The 19,853-nt window shown below is 43.3% G+C and carries 19 protein-coding genes; 10 read left to right on the forward strand and 9 right to left on the reverse strand.

The window, feature by feature from the left end:
* From KKA81_10200 to KKA81_10220, 5 genes are all read right to left on the reverse strand, one after another.
* Positions 1 to 391: 3-phosphoshikimate 1-carboxyvinyltransferase (locus KKA81_10200; GenBank protein ID MBU2651295.1), on the reverse strand; the 391-nt coding region annotated here is incomplete at its 3' end.
* Positions 375 to 1,484 carry a 3-dehydroquinate synthase gene (locus tag KKA81_10205; GenBank protein MBU2651296.1) on the reverse strand — a complete coding sequence of 370 codons (1,110 nt, stop codon included), beginning with the start codon at positions 1,482 to 1,484 and terminating at the stop codon, positions 375 to 377. The genes KKA81_10205 and KKA81_10200, both read right to left, overlap by 17 nt.
* Positions 1,485 to 1,499: 15 nt before the next feature.
* Positions 1,500 to 2,729, reverse strand: coding sequence for an alanine dehydrogenase (locus KKA81_10210; GenBank protein MBU2651297.1), 1,230 nt, complete (start codon positions 2,727 to 2,729; stop codon positions 1,500 to 1,502).
* A 4-nt stretch (positions 2,730 to 2,733) separates the two neighbouring features.
* Entirely contained in the window at positions 2,734 to 3,171 is a 438-nt protein-coding gene (gene tsaE / locus KKA81_10215) for a tRNA (adenosine(37)-N6)-threonylcarbamoyltransferase complex ATPase subunit type 1 TsaE (GenBank protein ID MBU2651298.1), read from the reverse strand.
* Between the two features lie 2 nt (positions 3,172 to 3,173).
* Positions 3,174 to 4,727, reverse strand: coding sequence for a PglZ domain-containing protein (locus KKA81_10220; GenBank protein MBU2651299.1), 1,554 nt, complete (start codon positions 4,725 to 4,727; stop codon positions 3,174 to 3,176).
* 109 nt (positions 4,728 to 4,836) lie between these two features.
* Here KKA81_10220 and KKA81_10225 point away from each other — a divergent pair, with 109 nt between their 5' ends.
* From KKA81_10225 to KKA81_10250, 6 genes are all read left to right on the forward strand, one after another.
* A complete protein-coding gene (locus KKA81_10225) occupies positions 4,837 to 6,087 on the forward strand; it encodes an HD domain-containing protein (protein MBU2651300.1) in 1,251 nt (416 codons plus the stop codon).
* 65 nt (positions 6,088 to 6,152) lie between these two features.
* The gene (gene lpxD, locus KKA81_10230) at positions 6,153 to 7,193 is read left to right on the forward strand and encodes a UDP-3-O-(3-hydroxymyristoyl)glucosamine N-acyltransferase (GenBank protein ID MBU2651301.1); all 1,041 of its coding nucleotides are present in this window, start codon (positions 6,153 to 6,155) and stop codon (positions 7,191 to 7,193) included.
* Between the two features lie 72 nt (positions 7,194 to 7,265).
* On the forward strand, positions 7,266 to 8,687 hold the full coding sequence (locus KKA81_10235) for a bifunctional UDP-3-O-[3-hydroxymyristoyl] N-acetylglucosamine deacetylase/3-hydroxyacyl-ACP dehydratase (GenBank protein MBU2651302.1): 1,422 nt from the start codon (positions 7,266 to 7,268) through the stop codon (positions 8,685 to 8,687).
* Complete coding sequence (gene lpxA / locus KKA81_10240) at positions 8,684 to 9,481, forward strand: acyl-ACP--UDP-N-acetylglucosamine O-acyltransferase (protein ID MBU2651303.1); 798 nt, start codon at positions 8,684 to 8,686, stop codon at positions 9,479 to 9,481. The genes KKA81_10235 and lpxA overlap by 4 nt, the downstream gene beginning before the upstream one ends.
* An 18-nt stretch (positions 9,482 to 9,499) precedes the next feature.
* Positions 9,500 to 10,066, forward strand: coding sequence for an elongation factor P (efp, locus tag KKA81_10245; GenBank protein MBU2651304.1), 567 nt, complete (start codon positions 9,500 to 9,502; stop codon positions 10,064 to 10,066).
* Between the two features lie 37 nt (positions 10,067 to 10,103).
* Positions 10,104 to 11,036 (forward strand): UDP-3-O-(3-hydroxymyristoyl)glucosamine N-acyltransferase, encoded by a 933-nt coding sequence (locus KKA81_10250; protein MBU2651305.1) that lies wholly within the window; start codon positions 10,104 to 10,106, stop codon positions 11,034 to 11,036.
* A gap of 7 nt (positions 11,037 to 11,043) precedes the next feature.
* Here KKA81_10250 and KKA81_10255 read toward each other — a convergent pair whose 3' ends face one another.
* From KKA81_10255 to KKA81_10270, 4 genes are all read right to left on the reverse strand, one after another.
* Positions 11,044 to 12,519 (reverse strand): O-antigen ligase family protein, encoded by a 1,476-nt coding sequence (locus tag KKA81_10255; GenBank protein ID MBU2651306.1) that lies wholly within the window; start codon positions 12,517 to 12,519, stop codon positions 11,044 to 11,046.
* 4 nt (positions 12,520 to 12,523) lie between these two features.
* Complete coding sequence (locus KKA81_10260) at positions 12,524 to 13,522, reverse strand: hypothetical protein (protein ID MBU2651307.1); 999 nt, start codon at positions 13,520 to 13,522, stop codon at positions 12,524 to 12,526.
* Positions 13,523 to 13,558: 36 nt separating this feature from the next.
* Positions 13,559 to 14,581: a hypothetical protein gene (locus tag KKA81_10265; GenBank protein MBU2651308.1), complete on the reverse strand. Its 1,023-nt coding sequence runs from the start codon at positions 14,579 to 14,581 to the stop codon at positions 13,559 to 13,561.
* Between the two features lie 98 nt (positions 14,582 to 14,679).
* Entirely contained in the window at positions 14,680 to 16,125 is a 1,446-nt protein-coding gene (locus tag KKA81_10270; protein ID MBU2651309.1) for an oligosaccharide flippase family protein, read from the reverse strand.
* 153 nt (positions 16,126 to 16,278) lie between these two features.
* Here KKA81_10270 and KKA81_10275 point away from each other — a divergent pair, with 153 nt between their 5' ends.
* The 4 genes from KKA81_10275 to KKA81_10290 form a co-directional block, all read left to right on the forward strand.
* Positions 16,279 to 17,409, forward strand: coding sequence for a glycosyltransferase family 4 protein (locus KKA81_10275; GenBank protein ID MBU2651310.1), 1,131 nt, complete (start codon positions 16,279 to 16,281; stop codon positions 17,407 to 17,409).
* An 11-nt stretch (positions 17,410 to 17,420) separates the two neighbouring features.
* On the forward strand, positions 17,421 to 18,707 hold the full coding sequence (purD, locus tag KKA81_10280) for a phosphoribosylamine--glycine ligase (protein ID MBU2651311.1): 1,287 nt from the start codon (positions 17,421 to 17,423) through the stop codon (positions 18,705 to 18,707).
* A gap of 15 nt (positions 18,708 to 18,722) precedes the next feature.
* Positions 18,723 to 19,703 (forward strand): hypothetical protein, encoded by a 981-nt coding sequence (locus KKA81_10285; protein MBU2651312.1) that lies wholly within the window; start codon positions 18,723 to 18,725, stop codon positions 19,701 to 19,703.
* Positions 19,704 to 19,706: 3 nt separating this feature from the next.
* Positions 19,707 to 19,853 (forward strand): ribonuclease HII (locus KKA81_10290; GenBank protein ID MBU2651313.1); only part of this gene is annotated, 147 nt, incomplete at its 3' end.

The raw sequence follows: 19,853 nt of genomic DNA on the forward strand, positions 1-19,853 counted from the left end.
ATCCTATTTCGCCGGTGTATTCAATATCGGCTCCCATATCTTTCAAGGCATCCACAAGGGCTTGTACAGGCCTGTGTTTCATCCGTTCATCCCCGGTTAATAACCATTTTCCGGGAACAATACTGGCAACAGCTGTAATAAAACGAAAAACGGTCCCGGCATTTTGAGTATCCAGGATAACAGGTTCGTGTTTACTGCCCGATGAAATAATACGCAGAAGACTACCCATCAGGATAGTATCATCCGCAGAAGATAAGCTTCCCGGACTAACCTTTCCGTGGCTCAGGAAGTGCATGATAAGCAAGCGGTTGCTAATACTCTTTGATAAAGGGAGAAGGATCTTTCCTTTCAGATAAGCTTTTCCCGGTGCTATGTCAATGGTATCGGGCATAGCAAAGTTTATTATAAAATTCCAAACTCCTGGATACCAATAAAAAATCCACTTCTGCATCAATATGCCCTTTTCCTGGTGATTCCAGCAAGGTAAAGCGCAGTTTCCCTTTGAGGTTTTTCTTATCCTGTACCAGGAATTCACTTAACGCTGCAGGATCATCAGGTATGCTTACCCGTGGTATCTTTTGCAGGATATAACCGGCCACTTCTTCCGCAAGGGGTAAAGGAAAGCCTAATAATTCCGATGAAATGAACAATTCGCAAATAAGTCCGGCTCCGATGGCTTCGCCATGAAGCAGAGGATGAGCATTACTTGAAGCCGACCATGCTTCCAGAGCATGTCCTACAGTATGTCCCAGATTCAGAAGTTTTCTGTTTCCCCTGTCTGAAATATCAGCCCCGATGATCTCAATTTTCCTGGATATTCCCCAATTTATCAATTTTAGCAGGTCCTCCTTTCCGGTTGAATCCACAGGAAACCGGTCAGGAAAGGTTTCATTGATAATTTTTATCCTTTTTTCATCCGAAAGGAGAGCGTATTTTATCATTTCCGAAAATGCAGAAACAAACTCCCGCTGAGGTAAAGTTTCCAGGAAAGCCGGATCGACGATTACTGCAGAAGGGAAAGCAAAAGTACCTATCTGATTTTTCACGCCCATGAAATTGATTCCGGTTTTACCCCCTACAGCCGCATCGATCTGGGCCATAAGGGATGTTGGAATATTCAGGAAGGAGACGCCTCTTTTGAATACCGATGCGGCAAAGCCACCAAGGTCGCTGATCATTCCCCCTCCAAGGTTCATAAGAAGGGTATGTCTGCCCGCCTCATGCCCGCGCAGAAATCGCCAAATCTTCAGGCAGCTTTCATGTGATTTTGATGTATCGCCAGACGCTACCTCAACTTTTTCACAGGATAGCCCTCTGAAGCCCAGTATTTTTTGCAGTGCCGGGTAACAGTATCCACTTGTATTCGTATCCGTTAATACAAGGAACTGAGTATATCGTTCTTCCTCTTCATCCAGAATTAAGTTCAGACGTTCAAGGCTTTTCCATCCAGTGTGTATTTTTGATATATCAATGCGGGGTTCCATGCAGACCAGGCAATTTTACCCCCTGAAGGCGGACATAATGAGATCAATATCCTGGAAAGGAAGATGGAACAGCTCACCAATATGTGAATTGGTAAGAATACCATTGTACAGGTAAGTTCCTCTGGAAAAGCCGTAATTCATCCTGAGATAATTATCTATCCCGCCTGACCGGCCAATTTCAACCAACACCGGAGCAAAATAATTGCTCAGGATAAAGGAAGATGTGTGAGGAAATCCTGAAGCTATATTGGGGACGCAATAATGTGTGACGCCATGCCGGATGAAAACAGGGTCGTTATGATTGGTAAGTCTGGAGGTTTCGAAGCACCCCCCCTGATCAATGCTCACATCGATAATCACTGAGCCACTTTTCATATTGCTTACCATTTCGTCCGTGATAAGACAGGGAGCCTTTCCCTGAGCAGAGTGAACAGCTCCGATGACAATATCGGCTGTTTCCAGTGCCCTGGCAAGCAAACCCGGCTGGATCACTGAAGTAAACACCTGCATACGGAGTTTTTCCTGGAGGCGGCGCAAACGATGAACTGAATAATCATAAACCTTGACCATGGCGCCTAAACCTATAGCCACTCTGGCGGCATTTTCGCCAACCGTGCCGGCTCCAATAATCAGCACTTCCGTTGGGTGGATCCCGGGAAATCCACCCAGCATGACCCCTCTTCCGTAACTTTCGCTGCTGAGATAATAAGAAGCGATCATTATGGTAGCTTTCCCAACAATCTCGCTAACAGAACGCCTTAAAGGATAGGTACCCGAAGCATCCCTGATCAGCTCAAAAGCGATTGCCGTGGTTTTTCTCTGCGACAACTGGCGAAAATACTCACGATCGCGGTGCATGGTATTCAATGATGAAAAGAGAGTCTGTCGCTCACGCATCATATCAATTTCTTCTGAAGTGACCGGACCAACTTTCAAAACAATATCCGCTTTAAAAATGTCCGATGCTTTTTCTACTATCTCTCCTCCCGCCTCACTGTATTCCTTATCCTGAAAATGCGCCCTGTTACCGGCTCCTGTCTCTATCATAACCCTGTGACCATTCTCCACGATCAGGTTCACCGCTTCCGGAACCAAAGCAATACGATTTTCATCATAGGGTTTTTCTTTGGGTAAGCCAATGGTGAGTTGACTCTCCCTGCGACCGGTTTCAAGCATCTCTTCCTGAGGCATTAGCCTCTCCGATTGCGAAAGACCAGGTGAATAATCATTATAAGCAGGTATCATGATATTATTTTTCTGAAATTTTCCGGTGTGAGATTATCCGCGAATTGTCCTTTCCGTCCAGTGCTATCCCGATGTATACGTAATCCTTCGGCAGAAGTTTTTCTATCATTTCAGGCCATTCAAGAAAACAATAGAAGCCGCTGTAAAAATACTCCTCATAACCAATATCCATAGCTTCTTCCGGTTTCTTAATCCTGTAGAAATCAAAATGATAAACCGGAGCTCCATCTCTGTCGCGGTATTCATTGATCAAGGTAAAAGTGGGACTTGTCACCACATCCCCTACTCCCAGAGATTTACAAACGGCTTTGATCAGAGTGGTTTTTCCTGCCCCCATAGAGCCGTTGAAAGCAAAAACCCTCATTTCAGAATACTCCCGCAGCAATTGCTCTGCAAATTCCTCCCGGAGAATAGGATCTTCACCTATGATAAACGGATTCATCATTATTTTGGCTGCAAAGTGATTACCGGAATCAAGACTTCTTCTATCGACACACCCCCATGCTGGAAAGTATTGCGGTAATACTTCACATAATGGTTATAATTGTTTGGATAGGCAAAGAAATCATTGCCTGTACAAAAAACAAAATTGGAACTGACATTGCTTTTGGGCAAATGGATGTCATGTGGGTTTTTAACCTCAAATACATCCTTTTGATTGAAGTTCAGGTTCTTCCCTGTTTTGTATCGTAGGTTGGTATTGGTGTTCCTGTCGCCGATTATTTTAACAGGATTCTGGACCCTCACGGAACCATGGTCCGTTGTAATAACCAAAGGCATTTGTTTATCAGAAAGAAAGCGAATGATATCGAACAGGGAAGAGTGTTCAAACCATGACAGCATCAAAGAACGGTAAGCAGGCTCGTCATCGGCCAGTTCCCTGATTATTTCCATTTCCGTGCGGGCATGAGACAGCATATCCACAAAATTGTAAACGATCACGTTCAGGTCGTTCGAGAGAAGATTGGGCATATTTTCGTGGAGCTTTCTTCCGGCTTCCAGGTTCAGTATCTTGTGGTAACTATATTTAAGGTTTTTTCCGAAGCGTTTCAATTGTTCGCCAAGCAATTCTCCTTCAAATTGGTTTTTGGACGCATCATCGTTTTCACTTACCCAGTAATCAGGATATCTCCGGTCGATCTCCAGTGGCATCAAACCGCTGAATATAGAATTTCTCGCGTATTGAGTGGTTGTAGGCAAGATGCTGTAATACATTTCTTCCTTATCGGTATTGTAGAATTCTCCGATGAGAGGTTCTATTGTTTTCCACTGATCAAAGCGAAGGTTATCAATAAGGATCACAAAAACAGGGCCTTGTTTATCAAGTAATGGGAAAACTTTCTCCCTGAAGAGCATGGGTGACAGCACGGGCCTGTCGGTCGTACTCCCCGCGATCCATCCAGCGTAGTTTTTCATCATGAACTTCACAAAAACCTGATTGGCTTCTTCCCGTTGCATATTCAACACCTGAATGATACCGGGATCGTTCGACTTTTCAAGCTCAATCTCCCAACGGGTGAGCCGCCGGTACACCTCTATCCATTCAGCCGCATTAAGATTGCCCGATATGTCCATACCAATTTTCCTGAATTCCTGCTGATAATTGAAAGTAGCCTTCTCGCTTACCAGTTTTTTGGTTTGCAGGTTCTTCTTGAGGCATAGCAGGATTTGCTTGGGATTCACTGGTTTAATAAGATAATCTGCGATTTTGGATCCGATGGCATCTTCCATGATCGACTCTTCCTCGCTTTTAGTGATCATCACGACCGGCAGATTAGGATATTTTTCTTTGATGCGTTCAAGGGTCTCAATCCCGGAAAGTCCCGGCATTTGCTCATCCAGGAAAATAATATCGTATTTGCCGGGTGAGATCATATCCAGGGCTTCATCCCCGTTGTTCGAAGTATCAACCAAATAATCCTTTTGTTCCAGGAAAATGATATGTGGCTTTAACATATCAATTTCATCATCAACCCATAATATTCTTGCTTGTTCCATAATGATAAATTTACAAACTAACCAGGAAGTATTTAGACCAGGCTAAAAAAAAAGTTGTAATATTGGAATGATAAAAATCCCTGATTATTGTCTTTATACAACAAAATTAATGAATCTTGCCAGGGTTAACAAGCGAAAAATATTTAATGATCCGGTATATGGTTTTATCCCCATCGAAAGTGAGCTCACTTTCGATATCATTGAACAGCCATGTTTCCAAAGGTTAAGGCGGATAAAGCAGCTCGGACTCACGCATCTTGTTTATCCCGGTGCCCTTCATACACGTTTTCATCATTCCATGGGGGCAATGTACCTGATGGGGCAGGTCATTGCTGCATTAAGAAATAAGGGCATAGGCATCAGCGACGAAGAAACCCTTTCTGCCACCATCGCCATTTTGTTGCATGACATAGGGCACGGACCGTTCTCACATTCCCTTGAGCATAGCATCCTGGATGGAATAAACCATGAACAGATATCCAGGCTTTATATGGAAAGACTTAATGAGGCTTTCAACGGTAGCCTTGAGGAGGCTATTTCCATTTTCAACAATTCTCATCCCAAAGCTTTTCTTCATCAATTGGTCAGCAGCCAGCTTGATGTCGACCGCATGGATTATCTCCGCAGAGACAGTTTTTACACCGGAGTATCTGAAGGAGTGATCAATACCGAAAGGATAATCAAGATGCTTACTATTGCAGGAGGTAAAATAGCGGTGGAGGAAAAGGGCATTTACTCGGTAGAAAAGTACATCATTGCCCGGAGATTGATGTACTGGCAGGTCTATTTACATAAAACTGTGGTTGCCGCAGAAAGTATGCTCAACCAGATACTGAAAAGGGCAAAATTCCTTGCCCGGCAAGGGGAAGAATTATTTGCAACCCCTTCGTTTGCCTATTTCCTTACTCATCCTTGTACCCTTGAGGATTTAAAAAACAACCCCGACATCCTGGAGATATTTTCACAACTTGATGATTTTGACATTTTGACTTCCGTTAAGGTTTGGACTAAACATCATGATAAGGTCTTATCGATGCTCAGTGAGGCTCTTATTAACAGACACCTTTTCAGGACGGAACTAAGCAATATTCCTGCAGAGCCTGAACGCATACAGGAGATGATACTATCAGTCTGCCATGTTACCGGATTGACTGCTGAAGAGGCTGCCCATTTTGTGATTCACGGTTCATCTGCCAATTATGCATACCATCCCAAAAGTGATAAAATCAATATCGTATATAAAAACGGGGATGTAGTGGACATAGCCCGGGCATCGGAGCAACTGAACATTTCAGTGCTTCTTAAGAATATTACCAAATATTTTATATGTGCCCCAAAATGGATTCCTGAAATGAATTAATATTCAATACTTAAATGAGTTCTTTCTGACAAATAATCATTAATATTGCAAAAAAATCAGGCATGATAAAATTCACTGCACAAAGCATTGCAGAATTACTAAATGGAAAGCTTGAAGGGAATCCAGATGCACTTGTAGACAAAATTGCCAGAATTGAAGACGGGACAGACGGTGCTTTATCTTTCCTGGCCAATCCTAAATACACCCAATACATTTATACCACTGAATCTTCTGTAGTTATTGTGAATAATAACTTTCAGGCAGAAAAGCAAATCACTGCCACACTGATCCGGGTAGAAGACGCTTACCTTGGATTTGCCAGGGTATTGGAATATTACAATCAATATAAATTAATGAAAACGGGGATTTCCGGGCAAGCTATCCTTGGCAGCAATTGCACTCTGGGCAAAGATGTTTATATCGGCCCTTTGAGTGTTATTGGCGATGGTGTTACCATTGGAAGCAATGTTAAGATCTTCCCTCAGGTTTATATTGGCGATCATGCGCGTATTGGTGACCATACGGTTATATATCCTGGAGTTAGAATATATGATGGGATGGTGATAGGTCATCACTGCACCCTTCATGCCGGGGTTGTGATAGGAAGTGATGGTTTTGGTTTTGCCATGCAGGAAAACAATCCTTTTCAAAAAGTTGCACAGATTGGTAATGTGATCATCGAAGATCATGTAGAAATAGGTTCTAATACCACAATTGACAGGGCCACCATTGGTTCAACCATCATACGGCGTGGGGTTAAGCTCGACAATCTCATTCAGATTGCACACAATGTGGAAATAGGTGAAAATACTGCCATTGCTGCACAGGCAGGCATATCAGGATCCACAAAAATCGGTCGTAATTGCCTCATTGGCGGAAAAGCGGGAATAGTTGGCCATCTGAAAATTGGTGACAATGTAAAAATTGCTGCCGGTTCCGGTATTTCCAACGATATTCCCGACGGCATGACCGTGTTTGGCGCTCCGGCCATGGAAGCATCCCGTTTCCGCAGAGCCTTCGTCCTTTTCAGAAATCTTCCGGAAATTGTTGCACGATTAAGCAGGTTGGAGAAAATTCTGAAAGTGGAAAACAAGAACACACAATAACTTACCTTTTACAGTACGTATTATTTTTTACCTTTGCGATTATTTTAATCTTCATATCTTTGTCGCCTCATGATGGCTGAAAAACAGAAGACAATCGGAAGGCCTGTCAATGTTCAGGGTACGGGGCTTCACACAGGGAAATTTGTAACACTTACTTTCAAACCGGCACCTGAAAATCATGGTATCAGGTTTAAACGTATTGACCTTGACGGCCAGCCCGAAATCGAGGCAAATGTTGATTATGTGTGCGATACTTCCCGGGGAACCACACTTTCTAAAAACGGTGCTTCGGTTGCAACAACTGAGCATGTCCTCGCTGCGGCATCAGGCTTTGGCATCGACAACCTGATCATAGAACTTGATGCCGAAGAAACTCCCATAATGGACGGGAGTTCCCGGTTTTTCGTTGAAGCCCTGAAAAATGCCGGTATTGTTGAGCAGAATGCACCGCGTAATTTCATTATCCTCGATCGTGAAATAACCTTTAACGATCCTTCCCGAAAAACTGAAATGATCGCTATACCCTGCGATGAATTCCGGGTAAGCACCATGATAAATTATGAAACGCAGGTTTTGGATACCCAAAATGCCGTGATGGATTCCATCAGGGATTTTGAAACAGAAATTGCCAATTCCCGTACTTTCGTCTTCCTGCATGAACTTGAGTTCCTGCTGAATAATAATCTTATTCGTGGAGGAGACCTTAGCAATGCGATTGTTTTTGTTAACCGTATGGTATCCCAGGAAGAGCTTGACCGGTTGGCTGAACTCTTCAACAAACCTAAAGTAAAAGTCTTAAAAGAGGGTATTCTTAACAACCTGGAACTTCACCACCTGAATGAGCCTGCCAGGCATAAACTGCTTGATGTGGTCGGGGATCTTGTGCTGCTTGGTAAACCTATTAAGGCACACATTATTGCCCGCAGGCCCGGACACCAGACCAATGTTCAGTTTGCTAAAATTATAAAAGAACATGCTATGAATAAAACCAGTAAGTCACCCCAAAGCAGGTTTGACCTGAATAAGGAGCCTCTGTTCGACATCAACCAGATCAAAAAAATCCTGCCTCACAGGCCCCCATTCCTCTTTATCGATAAAATCCTCGAAATGAGCGACACACATGTGGTCGGGGTGAAAAATGTCACCATGAATGAACCGTTCTTCGTTGGTCATTTTCCCGATGATCCGGTTATGCCTGGTGTGATCCAGATCGAAGCAATGGCACAAACGGGTGGAGTATTGCTTCTGAATACCGTACCGGATCCGCATAATTATATCACTCTTTTTCTTAAAATCGATAATGTCAAATTCAGGAAAAAGGTTGTGCCCGGCGATACCATAGTTTTCCACCTGGAACTTGTTGAACCCATCCGCAGAGGTATATGCCATATGAAGGGTACTGCTTACGTTGGGGATAACATTGTAATGGAAGGTAAAATGATGGCTTCCATAATAAAAAAGGATATTGAAGAAACTGAAAATAATTTACGATGAATCAACCTCTCGCATACGTCCATCCCCAGGCCAAGGTTGCTAACAATGTTGTTATCGAACCGTTTGTTAACATTGAAAAAAATGTGATCATTGAAGAAGGCACGTGGATAGGTTCTCATGTTACGATCATGGAAGGAGCCCGGATTGGCAAAAACTGCAGGATATTTCCCGGTGCTGTGATAGCCGCCATACCGCAGGACCTGAAATTCGATGGGGAAGATACCATCGTTAAAATCGGTGACAACACCACCATTCGTGAATTCACCACTATTAACCGCGGTACAAAAGCAAGTTTTGAAACCGTTGTTGGAAAGAACTGCCTTCTTATGGCGTATGTACATGTGGCGCATGATTGTTATATCGGCGACAATGTTATCCTTGCCAATGCTGCCACCCTGGCCGGACACATCCGCATCGACGACTGGGCTATCATCGGTGGGCTTGCAGCCGTTCACCAGTTCGTACAGATCGGTGCCCATGCCATGGTTTCAGGCGGAGCCCTCGTCAGGAAAGACGTTCCCCCTTTTGTGAAAGCAGCCAGGGAACCTCTCTCATACGTTGGCGTAAATTCGATCGGATTAAGAAGAAGGGGATTCACCAACGACCAGATCAATCAACTTCAGGATATTTACCGCTATATCTATCTGAAAAACCGGAATGTGTCACAGGCGGTAAACTATATTGAAGCCGAAATCCCGGCTTCGCCCGAAAGAGATGAGATTCTCTCTTTTATTTCCCGCTCAACCCGGGGCATCATGAAAGGTTATTCAAGATTCCAAAAATCCGAAGTATAGTTAAAACGATTAGATAATATGGCAACTACAGCTGATTTCAGAAACGGACTTGTAATTGAATTTAACGGGGAATTATTTACCATCGTAGAATTTCAACATGTAAAGCCGGGCAAAGGTGCGGCATTTGTCAGAACCAAGCTCAAGAACATCAAAACAGGCAAAGTTATCCCCAATACTTTTTCGGCGGGCGTCAAGATTAATATCCAAAGGGTAGAAAGAAGACCTTTCCAGTATCTTTATAAGGAAGGGACAACCTATCACTTCATGAATAACCAGACTTACGACCAGATATTCATCGAAGGGGATCTGATCAATGCTCCGGATCTGATGAAGGAAGGCCAGGAAGTGGAAATTATGTACCATGCCGATACCGATACTCCCATGTCGTGCGAGTTACCTGCATACGTGGAATTAAAGGTAACGTATACCGAACCCGGCGAAAAAGGCAATACAGCCACCAATGCCATGAAAGATGCAACCGTGGAGACCGGTGCAGTAGTAAAGGTCCCTCTTTTCATTAACATCGACGACATCATTCGTGTCGATACACGTACCGGTGATTATTCCGAAAGAGTAGCCCGTTAATTTATTTATCTTTATTGCCCAATTATCCATCCTGCCTATGAAACTGGATGCTCCTGTTAAAATCAAAGATCTGGCAGCACTTATTGATGCTACCTATTGCGGAGACCCTGATTTTCCCGTTACCGGGATAAATGAGATACATATGGTTGAAGCCGGTGACATTACTTTCGTGGATCACCCCAAGTATTATGCAAAAGCGCTTAACTCGCATGCAACAACCATCCTGATAAACAAAGAAGTCCCCTGCCCTCCCGGCAAGGCCCTGGTATTCTCCCAAGATCCCTTTACCGACTTCAACCGGCTACTTAACCATTTCAAGCCATTTCTGCCGGCAACAGCAATGATAAGTCCTACCGCCACCATCGGCGAGGGAACAGTCATACAACCCGGGGTTTTTATAGGAAATGGCGTCAGGATAGGCAGGAACTGTATTATCCATGCCAATGTAAGTATTTACGATAACTGTATACTGGGTGACGGGGTTGTCATCCATTCGGGATCGGTGATCGGAGCCGATGGCTTTTATTTCCAGCGAAGAAACGATGTAACCCTGAAATTCCATTCCTGCGGCCGTGTGATTCTGAAAGACTACGTGGAGATCGGAGCCTGTACAACCATTGATAAAGGTGTGACCGGTGACACCATCATCGGGGAATATACAAAGCTCGACAACCATATCCAGGTCGGTCATGATACGCATATCGGACGCTTTTGCCTCATTGCGGCACATTGCGCTATTGCCGGTGTAACGAAAATTGAAGACAGAGTAATCCTTTGGGGCCGGGTTAGCATAAACAAAGATCTGGTGATTGGCGAAAATGCCATTATCCTGGCTAACTCATCTGCGGATAAATCACTGGAAGGAGGAAAAACTTATTACGGAGCACCGGCAGAAGAAGCACGTAAAAAGTGGCGCGAAATTGCCTACCTCAAAAACCTTGTCAGCAAAGCTCAGGAAATTCAAGAATAAACGGATCTTATTCCTTCCCACCCTTTTCAGCAGCGGAGTCCTTTTCAAGTTCTTCCGGGCTTTTATCTTTCAGGAATAAGTCCAAAGCTACTATGATCCCTATAAAACCCCAGAAAGGAACGGAAGCCTTATCTGTATCCAGGAAGTTGTTCAAAAGACCATGAGTAAAATAGGTGATCATGGCAACCACCAAAACCATTGCGAAGAATTTCGACTCCGGGTTCCTGGCATATTTATATACTCTTAAGCCGGTGTATACCACCGTAATCATGATCGCTATAAAAGTCAGCATACCCAAAATACCCGATTCGGAGAGTGGACCAATGTACTCGCTATGAGCATTCCCCATATCACCTGCGTTGGTGCTGATGATGGTTTTTTCCTTTGAACGCTGGAATGGAGCATACACAAACTGGTAAGTCCCCGGCCCCCAACCCAAAAAAGGCCTTTCCTTAAACAACCTGATTGCACAACTCCATCGGTTGATGCGCTCCAGATTGCTGGCATCGGAGGATATATTCGAAATCGATTGTATATGTTCAAAAAAGTCAGTCGATGAATCCTGCTTGTTCTTCTCCAGCTTATCGATCAGTTGAAATTGAAACATGTAAAACAGTCCGGCCATAACAATCACAGCCGTCAGCACATACTTGAACTTTACCCTGAAATGAATCAGAAGAAATGCCACCCCACCCATGGCCACACTTATCCAGGCTGCCCTGCTGTACGAAAAAATTATCCCAAGGATCATTATAACCAGAACTGCCAGAGAAAAAAACCTGTATCTGGCTGTAAACAATTTACTTACACTGAATCCCAAAAAAATCGGAATAAACATGGCCAGAATGGCTCCATAGGCAGTATGGTCGTTGTAGAAAGGCTTCATAACCATATTACTGGAAGGCTTATCGAAACCATACAACGAATGATTATAAAGCGCATAAAATATGACAAGCAGCAAAGGAATCACATACAGCCATTGGAAGAGCCGGATATTCTTCATTTTGGAAAAAATGACAATCCCAATAAAGTAAAATGGCACGATAAACCATAGACGAGCAAGCATAAACTTTATTGAAACGACAGGCAATTCGCTGGTAATAATGGTAATAAATAACCAGACAAGGTTGGCAAGAATGGCTATGGTAACCGGATGATTCAGTATTTTTCTGTTATAGCCGCCATCCAGGAAGATCCTGAGAACAAAAACAACCAAAACGCCTGCCATCAAAGGTTCTGTCGGAAGGGAAATCCCGACGCCAAGCTCATAATTCTTATAGTTTACCGCTAATGGTGTCAGGAATGTGATAAGCAGGATTATTTTATCAAGCGAAAAAATATACAAGAGCACCATGATGATCACCAGGGGAGTAAGCAATCCCCAAAATCTCTCATGGGCAATAAGATAGCAATTGAACAGGATAAATAGTATGCTTATCCCGTAAATAATATAATAGCGGTATTTTTCAATCTTTTCGATCAAAACCTCAGGATTTTGAAGGAGTATCGTTTTTAAGTGCATTCAATTCCGCCTGGATCTGGTAGCGGTATTTATCATAAATAACCACAATGATAGCGGTCAGGAAAAATACGGCAATTGCGGTAAAAACAACAATCAGCCACCTTACGGGGTATGCCTTCTTATCGGAAGGATAAGGAGGTGTAATTATATTTGAATATGAGAGTTCATCGGTATAAAAACGAACTGCATTTTCATAGTCAACTTTAAGATCGGCATAGGTCCTCGCTTCATGCCGGATCGATTCTACCAGGTCAATCAATTCTCCTCCCTTTTCCTGCAAGCTATTCAGCAACCTGTCAACCTCACGCTGGTTGATATTTTCTTTCGAAGCGCCCATGATCGTTCTCAGATAACCCCGTGTAACCTCAAGTGCCTGAGCATCATAATCGATCAAACCATATTCCTTGCTCAGGGAACTCAAACGCATCTGAAGAGAGTCAATACCCTGCCGTTTTTTGTCCAGGATACTTTCATACATATTTATAACCTCTATGTATTTAGCATTATGCAATTCCCTTACCTTAAAATCATAGAAGTAAAGAATGGCATTAACAATATCACAGGCCATTTGCGGATCCTTGTCCATAACAACAATTTCCACAGATTCATACGGAGTTTTATTGATATTTACATTCTGGCCGTATTCGTAGTATAATACTGTATAGAAATACTTGTAATTTGAATCCAGCTCATAATGTTCTGCAAGATCAAACATCTTAATCACACTGTCTTTAATGTCTTTCGACTGCATAATCTGTAGCATTTGTTCTGTTTCGCTTTCATCGGAATAGGATGTAATGTTGGCCGGATAGACCACAGCTACAGATTTATATTTTGGTGTAATGAACAAGGGACTTGAAAAAACAATTGCCAGTATAACAGCGAGACCGGTAATAATAGCAAAATGGTATTTCCATTTCCACAATATGCGGGCGATGCTCACATTATTGTTATATTCTTTCATAGGGCGTTTATTATAGATGAATATTTTATTAACTCTTCAATTTGCAGGTTTTAACCTGTACAAGTTTTCTATTGCAAGTATTACCAAAACGCTGATCATAAATGTGGAGAATATTGACACCACAACAATGATCCAGCGGATGGGATATGATTTCTTCTCAGCCGGGAAAGCGCTATTGACAATAAATTTTTGAGGAAGCTCCTGTTCTGCATCTACCCTGGCCTCTTCCAGTTTGGCTTTCAGCAGGGTAACTTGTTCAGTTTTGTATTCAAGTGCATTTTTTAGTGAAAGGGAGGTACTGCCGTATTCAGCCAGCACCTCTAATTTTTTTTCAAGTGCACGGATAGCTGTGTTATCGCCTTTGGCAATGGCAATAGCAAGCTGCTGGTTAAGGACTTCCGACTGAGATTCATAGTCATGAACTCCCTTCCTGCCAATTGCTTTCAGAGTATCAACAATATTCTTTATTTCCGTTTCCAGCTCAGAATACTCCTTATCAACGATGGCAAGGGCCATTTTTGCTCTTTCTTTCTGCATTTGGTTCTTGGCAGAATCAAGGAGTTCGGCAATTGAATTGGCAATATTGGCAGCCATTACCGGGTCTTTGTCGAGAACCGATATTTTTACGGCCATGTATTCGGTCCTACGAAAAGTTATGTTGCTCTCGTACTCGCGTATCAGCCTGGTCATCCTGTACCTGCTTCCAGGCTCCAATCCATAATGGTTTGCCAGGTCGTATTTGTTAATGATCTCATCGCGGATACGGTTGGAATTGAGGATCTGAAGCATTTGCTCTGCCTGCTCTTCCTCGCCAAATCCCAGTATATCTTCTTTTATGCCTGAGTTCTGACTGATCAGTACCTTGGAAACCGAATTTGTCGCCACAGGAAAAAGTATCACCGATGATTTGTATTTCGGAGTAATGAACCATGGTGATGAGAACAGCAATGATGCTGCAATGGTCACGACGATTACAATGATCAGGGGCTTTCTCCATTTATACAGGAAATAAAAAATGCCGGATGAATCAAAATCGCCTTTTTCTTTGATGACAATCATATGGCCGGATGTATGTTTAATAAGAGGGTCAAAATTAGGAAAATTTATTCAATCTGCAACCTAAATATTATATTGACCTGAAGGTCTCTTTTCGATCACTATTTGTTGCGGATTATCGCCAGCAGGCCTCTCACATGGATCAGTTTCAGGGCAAAAGAGAGAATAAAACCGGCAACCAGAAAGAAGATGAAGTTAATTTCCCAGGAAAAAGGCAAGACACGGCTAATAAAGCTGAGAATCAATATCCCCGCTGCATATACTGCCAGGGTTAACAGATAACGGAGCTCCCATCGTAAATTAAAAATCCTGTGGGCTAGCCATATCTGAGGAATAGCTGCTGTAAACTGCGTTAACAAATTTGCCCAAGCTGCCCCCCTTGCCATGAATTGCGGAATCAGGATCAGATTCACTATTATATTGACAAGCAAGGCGGCAATACTGATAATATTTAGCGCCTTCAGGTTTCCATTGGCTGTGAGTAAGGCCCCGAACACATAAATAGAAGATACAGCTATGAATGAAAAAATTATCTTTCCAAAAATAGCTGTTGCATCATCAATGTTTTCTATATAAAGCAATTCCATCAAATCTCTACTGTAAACAACAGAGCCAACAGATACAAGAACCGACAATGAAAACAGCATAGACCACGAAAGTCTTACCATTTCCTTTACGTTTCCATTTTCCTTGATCATCCTCGAAAACATGGGCATCAACAGTACGGCAAATAGCATAGGTATCATATTGGCGGCATCCAGTAAACGAAATGCCTGCGCATAGATCCCCGACTGTTTGTCACCCAGTTCACCTCCCAGGATTCGCTCAATAAGAATGGCATCGCTCCGGTAATATACCGTCATGAGTAATACCAGTAAAGCAAAAGGCAGGCTTTGCCGGATTATAACCATGAAGAATGCTCTATTCCAGTGCAAGCGCCTGAATGCTGCTTTTCTGATTACAATGATAAGGGCAACAAGGAATGTTATGGAATATGCCAGTGTTTGCATATATACAAACCATTCAATGGTGAAACTAAATCCGCTTACGCCTCCCCAGATAAGAATACCACAGAAAAGTATCATCAGCAAACGGTCGAGGACAGAAATCAGGCTATCCGTCCTGAACATCAGCAATCCCGAAATATTCGACCGTAAATAAAGAATAAACGATAATAAAAACTGGTTTATCCCGACCCACAGCAGCAGATACAAGCGATCCCCCTTGTATCCGATCAGCAGGGCTACCCCGAATGTCACTACGAAATACAACAAAGCCAGCAGTATCTTTATGATCAGTATACCGCTGAAATGCTTGTTCAGAAGCTGTTCATTTTGTGCAATATTCCGGTTATTAAAATTTGTGATCCCCAGATCGAGGAGAATATTGAACAAAAAAGAGAAGTTGAATATGGTGAAGTAGAAGCCATAGGATTCGGCACCCACAAGGTTTTGTACCGAACGGTCGATTCCCAATATCCAAAAAGGCTTGATAAGCAGGTTCAGAAACAGCAGCAAGATAAGGTTCGTGATAAATTTTCTCTGCATGAAATCTCCGCCTGATTTTTATAAATACCTTTCAATAATCACAGGGCATCGTATTGCCTGATAAAATTTGATAAATTTGTACAAATTTATCATATAAACTGAATGACGCAGGTACTTTTAAACTAATTTTAATCCGATCTAACATATCTTACATTGAGAATAGCAGTCAACACCCGTTTACTTATCCGGAATAAGCTGGAAGGCATTGGCTGGGTGATGTATGAATCGCTGAAGCGCATCACTACTCAGCATCCTGAACATGATTTTTATTTTATTTTCGACCGGAAATATGATGATTCTTTTATTTTCTCGGATAATGTCCATCCTGTGGTAGTACCGCCCCAGGCGCGGCACCCGTTCCTTTATTACCTCTGGTTCGAATATTCTATCCCTTTTATCCTTCGAAAAATCAAGGCAGATATGTTTCTTTCTCCCGATGCATATCTTTCCCTTTCCTCCAGGGTCCCTTCCCTGGCTATGTTCCACGACCTCAATTTTGAGCATTACCCGGGTGATCTACCATATCTGGAAAGAAAATATTACTGTTACTTTTTCCCCCGTTACGCCCGTAAAGCAGATCGTATCGTTACGGTATCCCATTTTTCAAAAAGGGACATCATAAACCAGTATAACATTCCTGAAGAAAAAATTGACGTGGTTTATAACGGTGCTAACGAATTGTTCATTCCTCTTTCGGAAGAGGAAAAACAAAAAACCAGGATGCAGTTTACGGAAGGTAACCCCTATTTCCTGTTTGTGGGCGCACTGCATCCCAGAAAAAATATTGCCCGGTTATTCAGGGCATATGATTATTTCAGGAAAAACTGCTCCTGTGAAACCAAGCTTCTGATCGTTGGCAATAAAAAATGGTGGACAAAAGACATCAATCTGGCATACGAGGGTATGACGTATAAACAGGATGTTTATTTTGCAGGCCGGCAGCCGGCAGCTGACCTGCACCGGGTTATAGGATCCGCACTTGCCCTCGCCTATGTCTCCTATTTCGAAGGTTTTGGCATCCCAATCGTAGAAGCTTTTTACTGCGAAACCCCTGTCATCACCTCCAACGTGACCTCTATGCCTGAGGTAGCAGGAGACGCTGCATTGCTGGTAGATCCTTTCTCGGTTGTATCCATCGCAGATGCTCTTAGAAAAATCGCTGAAAGCGAAGACCTTAGAAGAAACCTTGTGGAAAAAGGCAGAATCCGCCGGCAATTGTTCAACTGGAACAATACGGCAGATATGCTTTGGCTTTCCATAGAAAAAGTATTGCAAAAAAAATAAACTCTCAGCTTATGAATGTATTGGTTATCGGGTCGGGTGGCAGAGAGCATGCACTGACCTGGAAAATTTCACAAAGCAAACATGTGGAAAGGCTTTTCATAGCTCCGGGTAATGCAGGCACTCTTGGTCATGGTTATAATATAGATCTTGATATAAGCGACTTTGGCAAAGTGGAGCAATTCGTCACGGATAACGGGATCAATATGGTCATCGTTGGACCCGAAGCTCCTTTGGTAGAAGGCATCCGGGATTATTTCCTGGCCAATCCCCTTTTATCTGCTATTCCGGTAATTGGCCCCGGGAAACAGGCAGCCATGCTGGAGGGCAGTAAGGATTTTGCCAAAGATTTCATGAAAAGGCATAACATCCCTACTGCAGCGTATGCCACGTTTAAACGGGGCGAAACGGAAGATGCATGCAAATACCTCCGTTCATTAACCCCGCCCTATGTGATTAAAGCTGACGGACTGGCAGCCGGAAAAGGGGTTCTGATCTGTGATGACCTGGAAGAAGCCTGCCATGAGACAAAATCTATCCTTGAAAACAATAAGTTCGGGCAAGCCGGTGATAAAGTTGTAATCGAAGAATTCCTCCGGGGCATCGAACTCTCCGTATTCATCATCACGGATGGCAATAGCTACATCCTGCTTCCTGAGGCCAAGGATTACAAGAGAATTGGCGAAGGTGACACAGGATTGAACACAGGCGGAATGGGTTCTGTTTCGCCGGTACCTTTTGCTGATAAGGCTTTCATGCATAAGGTCGTGCAAAGGATCATCAACCCTACTGTAAATGGTCTAAAACAAGACGGAATCGATTACAGGGGCTTTATCTTCTTCGGATTAATTAATTCGGGCGGAGATCCCTATGTGATAGAATATAACGCCCGCATGGGTGATCCGGAAGCGGAAAGCATTATTCCCCGCATCAGCTCTGATATTATGGACCTTTTTGACGGAGTAGCCCACCAAACCCTGCATCAAAAAAAGATCGGCATCGATCCCCGAGCCTCTGCCGCAATCATGCTTGTTTCCGGGGGTTACCCAGGATCATACTCCAAAGGAAAACCTATTCACGGTCTGGAGAATGTGGACGGGTCATTGGTATTTCACGCAGGCACTGCTTTCGATGCTGATGCAGAAAAGATCATAACTGCCGGAGGAAGAGTCATAGCTGTTACCTCGCTGGCCGAAAGCCTCGAAGAAGCTCTAAAAATGTCCTATAATAACATCAGTAAAATATCCTTCGATGCTATGTACTACAGACAAGATATCGGCCAGGACCTGCTGAAAAGCTAACCAAATCACTGGGTCATGCTGATACGCTTTTATAAATCCAGCTATCTTCCGCAGTTTGTCACTCTCATCTTGCTTGGAACAGCTCTATGGGCAAAGAGTTTTATTTATCCGGAGACTTCATGGTATGCTTCTGCAGCCAATCCCGTTTTTAACCTGATGAATTTCTACATCCTGAAAATCCCGGTCACAGGAACGATAATCAGCTTCGTCGTGTTACTGTCTCAGGCCTTTTATCTCTCGCATATCCTTACGAAAAACGAGCTTATCCCAAAAAACAGCCTTATCCCCGCTCTGATCATGATCCTGGCAGGAAGTATGCACAGCGATCTTATGATCTTTCACCCGGGCACCCTGCCCGGATTGTTTGTTTTAATCGCTCTCGGAAGGCTATTGCGTTGCTATGGCCGAACCGACATTGCTCGCGATATCCTTAGCGCAAGCTTCTATCTTTCTCTCGCTTCACTGTTTTACTTTCAATCTGCCCTGCTGATCCTGCTTATTTGGGTCACCCTCTTGATATTCAGCGCTTCCTCCATCCGCGACTGGGTTATACCCCTGATCGGTATCGTCATACCTTATATTTATCTCTACTCCTATTACTACGTTTTCGATAATCCCATCCCCGGGGCGGCTATCTATCTGGAGTTTTTCCTGACTTCCTGGAAAATAGACCTGAATCTGTCTCTGTTCGACTACTTTATATGGGGGCTGATGGCATTGCTGTTTGTAGGGTCATTACTATTTTACTATAGCCATATCCAGGAAAAAACCATCATTATCCGGAAAAAAATGGCGGTTATCTGGTGGATGGTGATTCTGGGGATAGTCCTCCTTTTCAGAAGCCCGGGCGGTTCCCTCGACAGCTTCTCATTGTTGATACCGGCCATTGCCATTATGATATCATTCTTCCTTTCCTGGATAAAAAAAACCAGGATATACGAGATTATGCTATGGATACTGATCCTTCTTATTTTCATTCACCAATATTTTTTCTGACACATGCTGCTCCCCTTTTTTCAGGAAAACGGACTTGAAGCCGGATGCGATGAAGCAGGACGCGGGTGCCTCGCCGGACCTGTTGTTGCGGCCAGCGTGATCCTTCCCCGGGAATTTGACCACCCCAGGCTGAATGACTCCAAACTCCTG

This window comes from Bacteroidota bacterium (assembly GCA_018831055.1).
In the GTDB taxonomy this organism is placed as follows: domain Bacteria; phylum Bacteroidota; class Bacteroidia; order Bacteroidales; family B18-G4; genus M55B132.

What these genes read in the sequence shown, in the direction of transcription:
- KKA81_10205 (MBU2651296.1), bottom strand. Translation starts at nt 1,484, where the DNA reads ATGGAACCCCGCATTGATATATCAAAAATACACACTGGATGGAAAAGC.
- KKA81_10210 (MBU2651297.1), bottom strand. Translation starts at nt 2,729, where the DNA reads ATGATACCTGCTTATAATGATTATTCACCTGGTCTTTCGCAATCGGAG.
- KKA81_10265 (MBU2651308.1), bottom strand. Translation starts at nt 14,581, where the DNA reads ATGATTGTCATCAAAGAAAAAGGCGATTTTGATTCATCCGGCATTTTT.
- KKA81_10260 (MBU2651307.1), bottom strand. Translation starts at nt 13,522, where the DNA reads ATGAAAGAATATAACAATAATGTGAGCATCGCCCGCATATTGTGGAAA.
- lpxA (MBU2651303.1), top strand. Translation starts at nt 8,684, where the DNA reads ATGAATCAACCTCTCGCATACGTCCATCCCCAGGCCAAGGTTGCTAAC.
- KKA81_10270 (MBU2651309.1), bottom strand. Translation starts at nt 16,125, where the DNA reads ATGCAGAGAAAATTTATCACGAACCTTATCTTGCTGCTGTTTCTGAAC.
- KKA81_10225 (MBU2651300.1), top strand. Translation starts at nt 4,837, where the DNA reads ATGAATCTTGCCAGGGTTAACAAGCGAAAAATATTTAATGATCCGGTA.
- KKA81_10220 (MBU2651299.1), bottom strand. Translation starts at nt 4,727, where the DNA reads ATGGAACAAGCAAGAATATTATGGGTTGATGATGAAATTGATATGTTA.
- KKA81_10250 (MBU2651305.1), top strand. Translation starts at nt 10,104, where the DNA reads ATGAAACTGGATGCTCCTGTTAAAATCAAAGATCTGGCAGCACTTATT.
- efp (MBU2651304.1), top strand. Translation starts at nt 9,500, where the DNA reads ATGGCAACTACAGCTGATTTCAGAAACGGACTTGTAATTGAATTTAAC.
- KKA81_10235 (MBU2651302.1), top strand. Translation starts at nt 7,266, where the DNA reads ATGGCTGAAAAACAGAAGACAATCGGAAGGCCTGTCAATGTTCAGGGT.
- purD (MBU2651311.1), top strand. Translation starts at nt 17,421, where the DNA reads ATGAATGTATTGGTTATCGGGTCGGGTGGCAGAGAGCATGCACTGACC.
- tsaE (MBU2651298.1), bottom strand. Translation starts at nt 3,171, where the DNA reads ATGAATCCGTTTATCATAGGTGAAGATCCTATTCTCCGGGAGGAATTT.
- KKA81_10285 (MBU2651312.1), top strand. Translation starts at nt 18,723, where the DNA reads ATGCTGATACGCTTTTATAAATCCAGCTATCTTCCGCAGTTTGTCACT.